This window comes from Achromobacter denitrificans NBRC 15125 (assembly GCF_001571365.1).
GTDB lineage: Bacteria > Pseudomonadota > Gammaproteobacteria > Burkholderiales > Burkholderiaceae_B > Achromobacter > Achromobacter denitrificans.
Genome location: NZ_BCTQ01000020.1, coordinates 105912 through 119702 on the forward strand (window position 1 = coordinate 105912; position 13791 = coordinate 119702).

A 13791-nucleotide genomic window follows, 5' to 3' on the forward strand; every position below is an offset into this window, starting at 1 on the left:
GATATGGATATCGGAACCCCTTTACCCCTCTGCATCGGCGGCGAATGGCGGCTGGGCGGCGGCGAACGCTACGAGACCTTTTACCCGGCCACGGGCGAAGCCGTGGCCTGCCTGCACGCGGCGAGCCTGGCCGACGTGGAAGAGGCCATCGAACGCGCGCATCAAGCCTTCCACCGCGGCGACTGGTCGCGGGCCAAGCCGCATGCGCGCGCCGCGGTGCTGTATCGCGTGGCGGCGCTGATCCGCGAACGCGCCGAATCGCTGGCGCAGCGCCAGCGCCTGGACAACGGCAAGCCCATAGGCGAAACGCGGGCGTTGGTGGCCAGCGCCGCGGCAACCTTCCAATACTTCGCCGCCGCCTGCGAAACGCTGGAAGAAGCCATCACCCCGTCTCGCGGCGATTACCTGACCCTGAGCGTGCATGAGCCCATGGGCGTGGTGGCCGCCATCACGCCCTGGAATTCCCCCATCGCCAGCGAAGCGCAAAAGCTCGCGCCGGCGCTGGCAGCCGGCTGCGCGGTCATCGTCAAGCCCGCGGAAATCACGCCGCTGCTGGCGCTGGAGCTGGCCGCCCTGTGCGAAGAGGCCGGCGTGCCCAAGGGCATGATCAGCGTGCTGCCGGGCAAGGGCTCGGTCATAGGCGACGCCATCGCCCGCCACCCCAAGGTGCGGCGCGTGGCCTTTACCGGCGGCACGCGCGCGGGCAGGCAGATCGCCCATATCGCGGCCGAGAAAATGATGCCCGTCTCGCTCGAACTGGGCGGCAAATCGCCCACGATGGTGTTCTCGGACGCCGACATCGCGCACGCGGTCAACGGCGTGCTGTACGGTATCTTCAGTTCCTCAGGCGAATCCTGCATCGCCGGCTCGCGCCTGTTCGTGGCGCGCGATATCTACGAGGCCTTCATGGACCGGCTGGTGGCCGGCGCGCAGCGGCTGCGCGTGGGCGATCCGGCGGACCCCGCCACGCAGATGGGGCCCCTCATCACCGCCGCGCATCGCGATGGCGTGGAACGCTACGTGGCGCTGGGGCGGGAGGAAGGCGGGCAGATCCTGGCGGGCGGCGGAAGACCGGACCTGGCTGCTCCGTTCAGCAACGGCTTTTTCCATCAGCCCACCATCATCGCCGGCTTGCGCAACGATCAGCGCACCTGCCAGGAAGAAATCTTCGGCCCGGTGCTGGTCGCCATGCCCTTTGACGACGAAGAGGATCTCGTCGCCCAGGCCAACGACAGCGTCTACGCGCTGGCGGCGGGCATCTGGACGGCGGATTTCCAGCGCGCGTGGCGCGTGGGCCGGGCCGTGCAGGCCGGCACCGTCTGGATCAATACCTACAAGCAGTTTTCGGTGTCCACGCCGTTCGGCGGCTGGCGGGACAGCGGGCTGGGCCGAGAGAAAGGCCGGCTGGGCCTGCTCCAGTACATGGAGCAAAAGGGGATGTACTGGGGGTTGAACGAAGCCCCCCTGCCCTGGGCCGGGCCCGGCGCCTGAGCTAAAGGCGGCGGTCGATGCGCTTGCGCGTCAACCGCCCGCCCGCTTACTCCTGGGCCAGCGAAGCCAGCGCTTCGCGCGCGCGCGCCAGCAGGGCCTGGGGCTCGCCCTGCGCGCCCGCCGGCGCGGTCGCGACGGCCACGCCGTCGATCACGGCGGCATAACCGGCCGCGTCGGCCTTCAGCACCGTATCCGCCGGTTCCGACTGCAGGCGCCGCATCAGGGCGCCGGCTTCCTTCGGGTCGGCGAAACGCTGCGACAGCAGCAGTTCCTCGCCGTCGGCGGCCAGCAGGCGGAAACGGAAGCCGCCGTCTTCGTCGCGGAAGCTGACGAAGCGCGCGCCCTTGCCCTTTTCCTTCTTGGCCGGCGCGCCCTTGCCGTTGGCGGACGCGGCTTCCAGGTTGCGCAGGCCCACGGCCTGGCGCAGCTCGTGCATGAACGGCACGGACAGCTTGCGCGCCTTGGCGGCGCCCGCCTGCAGGATGTCTTCGATGCGGCCGGGGTTGGCCATCAGGTCGAAATACTTCTCGCGCATGGGCGCCAGCAGGTTCTCCAGGTGGTCGTAGAGGGCCTGCTTGGCATCGCCCCAGCCCAGCCCCTCTTCCAGCTGCTTGCGGAACGAGGCGGCCTGCTCCTGCGTGGCGAAGGCGCGGTAGATCGTGTAGAGGTGCGAGTTCTCGGCGTCCTTGGGCTCGCCAGGCTGGCGCGAATCGGTGACGATGCGCATCACCGAGGCGCGCAGCGCGCTCGCGCCGCCTTCGAACAGCGGGATCGTGTTGTTGTAGCTCTTGGACATCTTGCGGCCGTCCAGGCCGGGCAGCGTGGCCACGTCTTCCTCGATCACCACTTCCGGCAGCGTGAAGTAATCGCGGCCGTAGAGGTGGTTGAAGCGCTGGGCGATGTCGCGCGCCATCTCCAGGTGCTGGATCTGGTCGCGGCCCACCGGCACCTTGTTCGCGTTGAACATGACGATGTCCGCGGCCATCAGGACCGGATACGAGAACAGGCCCATGGTGACGCCGTCGTCGGGCTCCACGCCCTTCGCCTCGTTCTGGTCCACCGCCGCCTTGTAGGCATGCGCCCGGTTCATCAGGCCCTTGGCCGTGACGCAGTTCAGCATCCAGGTCAGCTCGGGGATCTCGGGGATGTCCGACTGGCGATAGAAAGTGACGCGTTCGTGGTCCAGCCCCACCGCCAGCCAGGTCGCGGCGATTTCAAGGCGCGACCGCGCCACGCGCGCCGGGTCGTCGCACTTGATCAGCGCGTGGTAGTCGGCCATGAAGAAAAATGCGTCCACGCCGGGCTGGGTGCTGGCCTGGACGGCGGGGCGGATCGCGCCCGCATAGTTGCCGAGGTGGGGAGTGCCGGAAGTAGTGATGCCGGTGAGGACGCGGGTGTTCATGAGGCGAAAAGGCGTGTGGCGGAAAACACCCAGTGTAACGTGCCCGGCCGGCGCCGAGCCCGGGTGGCTACAGCACGGCCAGCACCGGCGCCGCCAGCGCGCACAGGCCGCCGGCGGTGAGCGCGGCGCGCGGCCGGAACGTCAGGAACCAGATCAGCAACAGGCCGGCGATGCTGAGGATGCCGATCCATTCGACCGTGCCGTAGCTCCAGCCCCAGACCGCCGCCGAGGCCCACAGCGACAGGGCCAGCGAGATCCAGCCGAACAGGCGCAGCGGCACGCGGTGGCGCCTGGGCAGCGCGCGGTCGAAGAGGTCCTCGTAGTGGCGGTCCATGCCCAGGCACAGGGCGGAGAATCCCGCGTAGGCCAGGCAGAAGGCGGCTAGCGTCATGGCGTATCACCTCTCGGTTCATAAACGACGTGGCTCGAAGCGGCCTGCGCCGCGGGAGCCTGCGCGACTTTGGGGGAAACGGTCTTGGCGGCGGGGCGTTCGGCGCGCGCCTTGGCCGGCGCCTTGCGGGCCCTTGCGGCCTTGCGCGCCATCCAGCCGAACAGCGCCGCGCTGGCCAGGCAGGTCAGGTCGAAGCCGGCCATGACCCAATCGCCGGCGGGCAGGGAGACGCCGAGGTGGCGCGACGTTGTGAACGCGTTGACCACCGGCACCAGCGCGAGCGAGGCGGCGGCGATCGCCAGCAGGTCCTGCCATTTGCGGCGCTGGAAGAGGAATGCATAGACCAGCGACAGCCCCCAGGCGGAGAAGAACGCGCGTACTTCCCAGACCTGGCGGCCGGGCATCTCGGCCGGCAACAGGCGATTGGCCAGGAAGAAGGCCGCCACGCCGAAAACCACGCCCGCGATCGTCCCGGCGTTCAGGCCGTCCACCAGGCGCAGCGAGAATGCTTCGCGGACGTCGCCCGGCCGCGCCTTCTGGCGGCGCTTGGCGATCCACAGGACCAGCCCCGTGCCCACCATGCCCGTGCCCGCCAGGCTTACCAGGAAATAGAACCACCGCAGCAGCGGTTCGGCGAACAGCCCCAGATGCAGCCCGGTAATGACGCCGGCGGTTTGCACCGTGGCGCTGAGGTCGTCCTCGCCTTCCTGCAAGGCGCCCGTCACGCCGTCAAAGCGCATGTAGGGCGCCAGCCGGCCATACGACACCCCGTCGGCGGCATCGCGGACCAGGGTCACGGTGGCGCCCGCGTCGCCGGGGTTGTTGACCGTGACGCGGCCGACCCGGCCATGCCAGTGATCCTGGGCCTGGGCCACCAGCGGCGCGATCGGGACCAGCGGCGCCGGCTGGTTCAGCGGCGGCGTGATCTTGAACGACTTGAAGACCTCGTCGGTGTACTGGCGCGGATTTTCATAGACGGCCTGGATGCCGGCGGGCATCAGCATGACCATGAACAACACCAGCCCGCTAAACGTGATCATCAGGTGGAACGGCAGCCCCAGCACCGACAAGACGTTGTGCCCGTCCATCCAGGCGCGCTGCCCGCCCTTCTTCGGGCGGAAAGTAAAGAAATCGGTGAATATCTTCTTGTGCGTGATGATGCCGCTGATGATGGCCACCAGCATGAACATGCCCGCGATGCTCGCCAGCCAGCGCCCCCAAGGGAACGCGGTTTCCAGTTCGAAGTGGAACCGGTAGAAAAAATCGCCGCCGCGCGTTTCGCGGCCGGCGACGGCCTGCCCGCTGACGGGGTCCAGCTTCACGCGCACGAAGCCGCGCTCGCCCGGCTTGGGCTTGGGCACCTGGTACAGCATCTGGATCAGCGGCTCGCGATTCGACGGCGGCGTGATGAACCAGCGCTTGGCGTCCGGCGCGTGTTCGGCCAGGTAGCGTTGCGCCAGGTCCACCGCCTGTACCGCGGGCGTCGGCCGCACCTGGATCTCCGGCTGCATCCAGCTCGTGATCTCGGGCCGGAAGAACGCCAGCGTGCCGGTCAGGAACATCGCGAATAGCACCCAGCCGAAGATCAGGCCGGCCCAGGTATGCAGCCAGGACATGGACTGGCGCAAGCCTTCTTCGCCCTGCGCCTTGGCTTTCCCAGCCTTCATGCCACCCCCACCGCGCGGCCGGCCAGGAACAGGCCGCCGAGCACCGCGGCCGGCAACAAGATGCCGGCCCAGGCGCGCCACGCATTGCGGGTGGCGAACACCCAGATCACGCCGCAGGCGTAGACCACGAAGGACAACATCTGCGCCGTGGTCACGGCGTCCGCCCGCCCCATGGGCAGCCAGACGGCCAGGCAGGCCGCGGCCGCCGAGGCCAGGGCATAGCCCCCCAGGATGGCGGCCGCCGCCCGGGAAAAGACGGCCAGACGATAGCGCATCATGCCTGCGCCGGCAGCGGGAGCTTTCACTGGGATACGTTGAAGGTCAGGGTGGATACGTAGCGGATCTTGGCGTAGGACTTGCCGTCGGCCTCGCCCGCCTTGTCTTCGACGTGGGCGGCTTCCAGCACGTACTGGCCGGGCCACGGCGTGGTGATCTCGATGCGGCCGTTCTCGTCGCTATGGAAGCGCTTTTCCCACTTGGGCGGGCCGAACACGGTGACCTCGGTCTTGGCCAGGGGCTTGCCCTTGAACTGCAGCACGAAGGCGTTGCCGCCCGCCGCGGCCGGCACCAGTTCCAGGTCCAGCTTGGCCGCGGTGTCTTCGCGGCCGGCCTTGGCGCCGTACTGCACCAGGGTGTCCTTGAACTGATAGGGCTGGCGCAGGCGCACGTCGCCCTTGCCCGTCGCGGCGAACTCGATGAAGTCGGCGCCTTCGGCCGACGCCTTCAGCGCCTTGCCGTCCGCGCCGGTCACGATCGGCGCGATCATGATCTTGCCCAGCAGGCCGTCGCGCTTTTCACGCAGGTCGTCGGCCCACTCGCCGAAGTACGCCTTGGCCGGACCTTCGGCGCTGCGTTCCAGCCAAACGAAATGCGCCTGCGCGGCGCCCGCCGAGCCCAGGAGGGCGATGGCGGCCAAAGTCCTTGCGAATGCCATTATTGATTTTCCTTAGTCCAGGCGCCGGCCGGACCCGCCCCGCGGCCGGGTCCGGATTCGGCGGGTTCTAAATTATAACCATTCTCACTACGATGTGACGCGGAATTCCTACCAGCGGTACCGCAGGCTGGCCTTGATCGAGCGCTGGTAGCCGTACCAGCACCAGGAATCCCCCGCGCACGAGGCGATGTATTCCTTGTCGAACAGGTTCTGCACGTTCAACGCCACCTGCATGCCCTTGAGCGCGGGCGACGCGCGGCCCAGGTCGTAATCCAGCATCAGGTCGAACAGCGTGGCCGACGGAACCTTCAGGGTGTTGGCCTCGTCCGCGTACGACGAACCGATGTAGCGCACGCCGCCGCCCACGCCCAGGCCCGCCAGCGGACCTTCCTGCAACTGGTAGCGCGCCCACGCGGACGCCTGCTGGGACGGCACGCCCACCGGCGTCTTGCCCTTCAGGTTCAGGCCCGCCACGCTGGGATAGGCCTTGGAGTATTCGTTGTCCATCAGCGAATACGCCGCCACCAGCGTCAGCCCGCGCAGGGGCTCGGTCTTGGCTTCCAGCTCGATCCCCTGCGTGCGCAGCTCTCCCGCCTGGATGGAGCAGCGCCCGCCGGCCGTTCCGCAGATGTGCGTGGGATCCGGATCCGTGGTCGTCATGTTCTCGCGGCGGATGTCGTAGGCGGCCGCCGTCAGCATGGTCGCGCTGCCCGGCGGCTGGTACTTGATGCCCACTTCGTACTGCGTGCCCTCGATGGGCTTGAACGGCGTGTTGTTCCAGCCCGTGCCCGATTGCGGCTCGAACGACTCGGAATAGCTGAAATACGGCGCCACTCCGTTGTCGAAGTTGTAGATGACGCCCATGCGGCCCGTGAAGGCCTCGGCGTTCAGCGACGAAGGCGCGACGCGGCCGGTCGCGAGGGTGGTCGTCTCGCCGACGGTGCGCGACCAGTCGTAGCGTCCGCCCAGCAGCACCGAGAGCCGGTCGATCCTGATCTGGTCCTGGAAGTAGAGGCCGGTCTGGTATTGCTTGGAGGTGGCGTCCGTGGAGAACGGCGGCACCGGGATGTTCTGGTGGTTGTCCGGGTTGAGCACGTTCAACGCCGGCGCGGTGCCGAATCCCGACAGCGTGTCGGTCTTGACGTGCTGGTAGTCCAGGCCCACGAGCACCGTATGGTCGAAGGCGCCCGTGTTGAAGCGCGCCTGCAGGTTGTTGTCCAGCGTCAGCGCGCCCACGTCCACGTCGGTCGCGATCGACGCGCGCTGCTGGTACAGGTAGGTCTTGTCCGTGTAGCCGTAGTTGTTGGTCATCGCGCCGTAGATGCTGCGGTAGCGGGCTTCGGCGCGCGTCCAGCGCAGGCTTTGCGACGCCTTGAAGGTGTCGTTGAAGCGGTGGTCCAGCACGTAGCCCAGCGAATAGCTCTTGCGGTCGCTCTCTTCGAAGTTGGCGTCGCCGTCGTAGTAGTCGGCCGGCAGGCGGATGCCGTCCGGCGCCGACCGCAGCGTGCGCATGGACGAGACGCTGCCGTAGGAGCCCATGTCGGGGTCCCGCTGGAAATTCGTCAGGATGGTCAGCGACGTGTCGCCGTTGGGCCGCCACGTGAAGGCCGGCGCCACGAAATAGCGGCGTTCCTTGGTGTCCTTGACCTGGCCGTCGGACATGTAGCCCGAGCCCACCAGGCGGTACAGGTACTTGCCGTCACCGTCGAGCGGGCCGCCGAAGTCGAAGTTGGCGCGGCCGTAGTCGTAGTTGCCGACCTGCACTTCGACTTCGCGCAGCGTCTCTTCCAGCGGGCGCTTGCTGACCTGGTTCACCACGCCGCCCGGGCCGCCCTGCCCGTACATGACAGACGCCGGCCCCTTCAGCACGTCCACGCGCTCCAGGCGATAGGCGTCCACCTGCGGCAAGGCATCGCGGCCGCCGAACACCCGCAGGCCGTCCAGGTAGGTCGAGGCCGAGAAGCCGCGCACGCTGAACTGGTCCAGGCGCGTGGCCGTGGCGCCGCGCGTCTCCGTGGCCACGCCCGCCGTGTATCGCAGCACCTGGTTGAGCGTCTGCGCGCCCTGCTCCGTTATCTGCTCCCGAGTCACGACGGAGACCGACTGCGGCGTTTCGATCAGCGGCGTGTCGGTCTTGGTGGCGCTGACGCTGGCCGTGGCCACGTAGCCCACCGTCGGCGCCAGCGCGCTGTCGGACATGCCCGATACCGTCACGGGCGCCAGCGTCGTCGTGCCGCCGTCCGAAACGGGGACCCGCACCAGCGTCCAGGTGTTGCCGGACTGGGCGCGCGCCTGCAGGCCGCTGCCCGACAGCAGATGGGCGAATCCGGCGTTGACCGAGTAGGCGCCCTCCAACCCGCCCGAACGGCGGCCGCGCACCAGCGCGGGATCGAACGACAGGACCACGCCGGCGCTGCGCGCGAACTGCGTCAGCGCGTCGGCCAGCGGGCCGGCGGAGATCTGATAGCTGCGCGGCGCGCTGGCCGCGGCGGGAGCGGCCTGCGCCCAGGCCTGCGGCATGCCGGCGGCAAGCGCGCCGGCGCAGGTGGCGGCCAGCACGGCCAGGCGGCCGGCGGTCATGGATGCGCGCAAGCGCGAGTGGGGTGAAGCGGACACGAAACTCTCCCTGTACGGTGATGTCTATCCTGCTTTCCGTACGGGATCCGGAAACCTGCAAGGCGCGGACCGGAAAATTTGTAACGTTCAGGTCTCGCGGGGGCCGACCCACAGCAGATACTGGGTGTGCCGCGTCACGCTGATGGGCAAGGCGGGTTCCAGCGCCTTGAGCGCGCGCTCCGCGTCGTCCAGCGGGAACACCCCCGACAACCGCAGTCCGGCCACGGCGGGGTCCACCCGGATCATGCCCACGCGCTGACGCGCCAGGTAGCGCGCGAACTCGTCCAGGCGCCAATCCTTCGCCACCACCATGCCGTCGACCCAGGCCAGCCGGTCTGGATCGGAAGCCAGGCGGCCGACGTCGCCGTCGTCGGAGAACGTCAGGCGCTCGCCCGCTTCCGCCTGCGTGATGGCGCCGCCCCGCAGCAGGCGCACGCTGCCTTCATAGACGCCCACGCGCGCGCCCTGGTTCGTGCGCCGCAGGTCGAAGCGCGCGGTCTCGGCGCGCAGCTCTCCGTAGCCGGTGTCCACCCGCAGCGCCGCGATACCGGGGCGCGCTTCCGTGCGCACCAGCATTTCGCCGCGCAGCAGGTCGATGCCGTGCACCTCGCCGCCCAGGCGCAGGCGCACCGCGCTATCGCTATTCAGGGTAATGTGTAGCCCGTCGGCCACCGCCACCGCCCGGCGTTCGCCGATGCCGGTGCTCAGGTCCGCCGCCAGGCGCTGCCAGGGCGCGTGGCGATAGCCTGCCCAGCCGGTCAGGGCCACGCCCGAAATCGCCAGCAGCCCGCGCAGGGCCGCGCGGCGGCCGGGCGAGCGCGGCGCCGCCAGCGCGGCGTGCGCCAGCGCCGAGGGCACCCGGCGCGCATCCCGGCCGATGCGCTGCAGCCGCTCCCAGGCCTGTCGATGCGCGGGGTCCTGGGCCAGCCAGGCCTCGCACGAGCGCAGCTCGTCGGCGCCGGCCACGCCCGATTGCAGCCTGACCCACCAGGCGATCGCCTGGCTCACGACCGGATCCGGCTTCCGGCCGCCGGCGCTATCCATAGAAGGCCGCGTAGCAGGCGGACATCGCCCGCAGCATGTACTGCTGCACCGAGCTGAGCGACACGCCCAGGCGTTCGGCGATTTCGGGATAGGTCAACCCATCCAGCTGCGACAGCAGGAAAGCCGAGCGCGCCTTGGGCGGCAGGCCGTCGAGCAGGCGATCCAGCTGCGCCAGCGATTGCAGCTGCTCGGCCTGGGCTTCGGGCGACGGCGCATAAGCTTCGGGAATGGCGGCCAGATAGGCCAGGTAGGCGTGTTCCAGGGCGGCGTGGCGCTGGTGGTCCACCACCAGGCCCTTGGCGATCGTGGTCAGCAGCGCCCGGGCATCGCACTCGCGCACCGCCTTGCGGCCCTGGATCACCCTGACGAAGACGTCCTGCGCCAGGTCCTCGGCGCGGTGCTCGCACCCCAGCCTGCGGCGCAGCCATCCGAACAGCCAGGGGCGGTGGTCGCGGTACAGGCCGTCGACGGGCGCGGCGGGAACGTCCGCGCGCGAAGCCGGTGTGGGCAGGAAGGTGGAAGACACGGTTGAGACTGCGGTGCTGGACCAGAAGTCTCAAAATCTTAATTGATAATGACTTGCATTACTAATTCTATATGCGCCCCGGCCCGGAAAACCCGGGCGGATGCGGCATAACTACAACGACACGGTCAGGCGGCGCTCGGATTCCAGGTACTCGCGCGACTGCATTTCAAGAATGCGCGAGACCGTGCGGTGGAATTCGTTGGCCAGCGCGCCCTCGGTATAGATCTCTTCGGGCTCGCACTCGGCGGACATGATGAGCTTGACGCGGTGGTCGTAGAACACGTCGATCAGCCACGTGAAGCGGCGCGCCTCGGAAGCCTGGCGCGGCCCCATCCGGGGCACGCCCGACAGGATCACCGCGTGGAAGCGATTGGCCAGTTCCAGGTAGTCGTTCTGCGAACGAGGGCCGCCGCAAAGCGTGGCGAAGTCGAACCACACGACCGAACCCGCGAGCGCCAGCGCCCGGATCTCGCGATGCTCGATGTGCAGCAGCGGCTCCTGGGGCGGCGTGTCGGCCAGCGCATCGAAGGCTTTCTGCAACGCCTGCCGGGCATGCTCGTCCAGCGGCGTGTGATAGCACTGGACCTGTTCCAGCGAACGGCGGCGGTAGTCGACGCCGGCATCCACGTTCATGACGTCCATGCGCGACTGGATCAGCTTGATGGCGGGCAGCACGCGGTCGCGGTGCAAGCCGTCGGGGTACAGCGTCGAGGGCTCGTAGTTGGAGGTCATCACGAAGGACGTGCCGTACTCGAACAGCTTGAGCAGCAGGCGGTGCAGGATCATCGCGTCCGCGACGTCGGACACGTGGAATTCGTCGAAGCAGATCAGGCGGTAGCGCTTGGCCACCCGCCGGGCCACTTCGTCCAGCGGGTCCTGCATGCCTTTCACTTCTTCCAGTTCGCGATGCACGCCGCGCATGAACTCATGGAAGTGCAGGCGCGTCTTGCGCACCACGGGCACGGTGGCGTAGAAGGCATCCATCAGGAAGCTCTTGCCCCGCCCCACCCCGCCCCACAGATAAACGCCGCGCGGCACGTCGGGGCGGTTCAGCAGTTTCTTCAGCGCGTTCGAGCGCATCGACTTGAACTTGACCCAATCGTCGTAGTAGCGCTGCAGCCGGTCGATCGCCTTCTTCTGGGCGCTGTCGGGCTTGTAGCCGCGTTCGGCCAGGGCGTGTTCGTAGTATTCGCTGACGTTCATGTGGGAAAGCAGGTAAGAAGCAAAATGAAAAAAGGGCGGATCCTTGAACCCGCCCCCGTCTTGCATCGGCTACGCCGCGTCGATCAGAAGTTCAACGCGCGCTTGTCCACGGCCAATGCGGCTTCCTTCACGGCTTCCGACAGCGTCGGGTGCGCGTGGCAGATGCGGGCGATGTCTTCGGCGGCGCCGCGGAATTCCATGATGGTCACGGCTTCCGAGATCAGTTCCGAGGCCATCGGGCCCACGATGTGCACGCCCAGGACTTCGTCGGTCTTGGCATCGGCGATCACCTTGGCGAAGCCGGTGGTGTCGCCCAGCGCGCGGGCGCGGCCGTTGGCCAGGAAGGGGAAGCTGCCGGCCTTGTACTCGCGGCCTTCGGCCTTGAGTTGCTGTTCGGTCTTGCCCACCCAGGCGATTTCCGGCGAGGTGTAGATCACCCACGGCACGGTGTCGAAGTTGACGTGGCCGTGCTGGCCGGCGATGCGCTCGGCAACCGCCACGCCTTCTTCCTCGGCCTTGTGCGCCAGCATCGGACCGCGAACCACGTCGCCCACCGCCCAGACGTTCGGCAGGTTGGTCTTGCAGTCGCCGTCCACGGCGACGAAGCCGCGCTCGTCCAGCTTCAGGCCCACGGCCTCGGCGTTCAGGCCGCCGGTATAGGGAACGCGGCCGATCGAGACGATCAGCTTGTCGACCACCAGCTTCTGCTCGGCGCCCTTGGCGTCGACGTAGGGCACGGTCACCGACTTGGCGGTGGCCTTGATCTCGCCGATCTTCACGCCCATCTGGATGTTCAGGCCTTGCTTGGTGAAGGCCTTGAGGGCTTCCTTGGCCACTTGCTGGTCGGCGGCGGCCAGGAATTCCGGCATCGCTTCCAGGATGGTGACTTCCGAACCCAGGCGGCGCCACACGCTGCCCATTTCCAGGCCGATCACGCCGGCGCCGATCACGCCCAGCGTCTTCGGCACGACGCCGATGTTCAGCGCGCCGTCGTTGGACAGCACGACCTTTTCGTCGAACGGCAGGCCGGGCAGTTCACGCGCCGACGAACCGGTAGCGACGACGACGTGCTTGGCAACCAGGTCGGCTTCGGCGGTGCCGGTGACCTTGATGGCCCAGCCGCCTTCCACCTGGCCGGCGAACTCGCCCTTGCCATGGAAGAAGGTGACCTTGTTCTTCTTGAACAGGTACAGGATGCCGTCGTTGTTCTGCTTGACCACCGTGTTCTTGCGGCCGATCAGCGTGTCGAGCTTCAGGCTCACGCCCTTGACTTCGATGCCGTGCTCGGCGAAGTGGTGGTTGGCTTGTTCGAAATGCTCCGACGATTGCAGCAGCGCCTTGGAGGGGATGCAGCCGACGTTGGTGCAGGTGCCGCCGGGAGCCGGGCCGCCTTGGCCGTTCTGCCAGGCGTCGATGCAGGCCACCGACATGCCGAGTTGGGCCGCGCGGATGGCTGCGATGTAGCCGCCGGGGCCGGCGCCGATCACGACGACGTCAAATTGTTGGGACATAGTGTTCTCGCGGTGAGGTATTGAGTGAAGCACGCCCCGCCCTGCGGGCCGGCCGGGAGCCGGCCGGGGCGCCGCAAGCGGGCGCCGGGCCGGGGCGTCGAGATTACAGGTCCAGCAACAGGCGCTGCGGATCTTCCAGGGCGTCCTTCATGGCGACCAGGCCCAGGACGGCTTCGCGGCCGTCGATGATGCGGTGGTCGTAGGACAGCGCCAGGTAGTTCATCGGACGGATGACGATCTGGCCGTTTTCCACCACCGGACGATCCTTGGTGGCGTGCACGCCCAGGATGGCCGATTGCGGCGGGTTGATGATCGGGGTCGACAGCATCGAGCCGAACACGCCCCCGTTGGAGATCGAGAACGTGCCGCCGGTCATCTCTTCGATGCCCAGCTTGCCGTCGGCGGCGCGGCGGCCGAAGTCGGCGATGGCCTTTTCGATGTCGGCGATCGACAACTGATCGGCGTTGCGCAGGATCGGCACCACCAGGCCGCGCGGGCTGCCGACAGCGATACCGATGTCGAAGTAGCCGTGGTAGATGATGTCCTTGCCGTCGATCGAGGCGTTGATCAGCGGGTACTTCTTCAGGGCGGCGACGGCGGCCTTGACGAAGAACGACATGAAGCCCAGCTTGATGCCGTGTTCCTTCTCGAACTTGTCCTTGTACTTGGCGCGCAGGTCGATCACGGCCTGCATGTTCACTTCGTTGAAGGTCGTCAAGATGGCGTTTTCCTGCTGCGATTGCAGCAGGCGCTCGGCGATGCGGGCACGCAGGCGGCTCATCGGCACGCGCTGTTCCGGACGGCCGTCCAGCGACAGCGTCGGGGGCGCGACCGGAGCGGCGGCGGCCTTGGCGGGCGCGGCGTTGGCGGCCAGGGCGTCGCCCTTGGTCACGCGGCCGTCGCGGCCGGAGCCCGACACGGTAGCGGCGTCCACGCCCTTCTCGGCCAGGATCTTGGCGGCGGCGGGCGAAGCCACGCCGGCGGCAGCCTTCGAGGCGGGCGCGGC

At 68.2% G+C, this 13791-nt stretch carries 12 protein-coding genes; 1 reads left to right on the plus strand and 11 read right to left on the minus strand.

The annotated features are described in order from the left end of the window. Positions 1-3 precede the first annotated feature (3 nt). Positions 4-1491, plus strand: a complete 1488-nt coding sequence (locus ADE01S_RS17790; protein ID WP_062683051.1) for an aldehyde dehydrogenase — start codon at positions 4-6, stop codon at positions 1489-1491. Between the two features lie 46 nt (positions 1492-1537). Here the strand turns inward: ADE01S_RS17790 and ADE01S_RS17795 are convergent, their stop codons facing one another. The 11 genes from ADE01S_RS17795 to odhB all read right to left on the minus strand — a co-directional run. Continuing rightward, a complete protein-coding gene (locus ADE01S_RS17795; protein ID WP_062683052.1) occupies positions 1538-2893 on the minus strand; it encodes a tryptophan--tRNA ligase in 1356 nt (451 codons plus the stop codon). Between the two features lie 67 nt (positions 2894-2960). Then, positions 2961-3284: a DUF3325 domain-containing protein gene (locus ADE01S_RS17800; RefSeq protein ID WP_062683053.1), complete on the minus strand. Its 324-nt coding sequence runs from the start codon at positions 3282-3284 to the stop codon at positions 2961-2963. Then, entirely contained in the window at positions 3281-4951 is a 1671-nt protein-coding gene (locus ADE01S_RS17805) for a PepSY-associated TM helix domain-containing protein (RefSeq protein WP_062683054.1), read from the minus strand. The genes ADE01S_RS17800 and ADE01S_RS17805 overlap by 4 nt, the downstream gene beginning before the upstream one ends. Further along, on the minus strand, positions 4948-5229 hold the full coding sequence (locus ADE01S_RS17810; protein WP_062683055.1) for a DUF3649 domain-containing protein: 282 nt from the start codon (positions 5227-5229) through the stop codon (positions 4948-4950). The genes ADE01S_RS17805 and ADE01S_RS17810 overlap by 4 nt, the downstream gene beginning before the upstream one ends. Positions 5230-5252: 23 nt before the next feature. Beyond that, the gene (locus ADE01S_RS17815) at positions 5253-5885 is read right to left on the minus strand and encodes a DUF4198 domain-containing protein (protein WP_062683056.1); all 633 of its coding nucleotides are present in this window, start codon (positions 5883-5885) and stop codon (positions 5253-5255) included. Positions 5886-5993: 108 nt separating this feature from the next. Further along, positions 5994-8465 (minus strand): TonB-dependent siderophore receptor, encoded by a 2472-nt coding sequence (locus ADE01S_RS17820; RefSeq protein ID WP_062683057.1) that lies wholly within the window; start codon positions 8463-8465, stop codon positions 5994-5996. A 123-nt stretch (positions 8466-8588) separates the two neighbouring features. Then, positions 8589-9545 carry a FecR domain-containing protein gene (locus ADE01S_RS17825; protein ID WP_062683058.1) on the minus strand — a complete coding sequence of 319 codons (957 nt, stop codon included), beginning with the start codon at positions 9543-9545 and terminating at the stop codon, positions 8589-8591. Beyond that, a complete protein-coding gene (locus tag ADE01S_RS17830) occupies positions 9538-10071 on the minus strand; it encodes a sigma-70 family RNA polymerase sigma factor (RefSeq protein ID WP_062683059.1) in 534 nt (177 codons plus the stop codon). Before ADE01S_RS17830 ends, ADE01S_RS17825 begins: the two co-directional genes overlap by 8 nt. A gap of 111 nt (positions 10072-10182) precedes the next feature. Beyond that, entirely contained in the window at positions 10183-11274 is a 1092-nt protein-coding gene (gene zapE, locus ADE01S_RS17835; RefSeq protein WP_062683071.1) for a cell division protein ZapE, read from the minus strand. Between the two features lie 83 nt (positions 11275-11357). After that, a complete protein-coding gene (gene lpdA / locus ADE01S_RS17840; RefSeq protein WP_062683060.1) occupies positions 11358-12785 on the minus strand; it encodes a dihydrolipoyl dehydrogenase in 1428 nt (475 codons plus the stop codon). Positions 12786-12888: 103 nt separating this feature from the next. Beyond that, on the minus strand, positions 12889-13791 hold a 903-nt coding region (gene odhB / locus ADE01S_RS17845), incomplete at its 5' end, for a 2-oxoglutarate dehydrogenase complex dihydrolipoyllysine-residue succinyltransferase (protein ID WP_062683061.1).

Excerpts from the sequence above, each read along its gene's own strand:
- ADE01S_RS17815 (WP_062683056.1), bottom strand. The coding sequence starts at position 5,885 with ATGGCATTCGCAAGGACTTTGGCCGCCATCGCCCTCCTGGGCTCGGCG.
- zapE (WP_062683071.1), bottom strand. The coding sequence starts at position 11,274 with ATGAACGTCAGCGAATACTACGAACACGCCCTGGCCGAACGCGGCTAC.
- ADE01S_RS17810 (WP_062683055.1), bottom strand. The coding sequence starts at position 5,229 with ATGATGCGCTATCGTCTGGCCGTCTTTTCCCGGGCGGCGGCCGCCATC.
- ADE01S_RS17820 (WP_062683057.1), bottom strand. The coding sequence starts at position 8,465 with ATGACCGCCGGCCGCCTGGCCGTGCTGGCCGCCACCTGCGCCGGCGCG.
- ADE01S_RS17805 (WP_062683054.1), bottom strand. The coding sequence starts at position 4,951 with ATGAAGGCTGGGAAAGCCAAGGCGCAGGGCGAAGAAGGCTTGCGCCAG.
- lpdA (WP_062683060.1), bottom strand. The coding sequence starts at position 12,785 with ATGTCCCAACAATTTGACGTCGTCGTGATCGGCGCCGGCCCCGGCGGC.
- ADE01S_RS17795 (WP_062683052.1), bottom strand. The coding sequence starts at position 2,893 with ATGAACACCCGCGTCCTCACCGGCATCACTACTTCCGGCACTCCCCAC.
- ADE01S_RS17800 (WP_062683053.1), bottom strand. The coding sequence starts at position 3,284 with ATGACGCTAGCCGCCTTCTGCCTGGCCTACGCGGGATTCTCCGCCCTG.
- ADE01S_RS17825 (WP_062683058.1), bottom strand. The coding sequence starts at position 9,545 with ATGGATAGCGCCGGCGGCCGGAAGCCGGATCCGGTCGTGAGCCAGGCG.
- ADE01S_RS17790 (WP_062683051.1), top strand. The coding sequence starts at position 4 with ATGGATATCGGAACCCCTTTACCCCTCTGCATCGGCGGCGAATGGCGG.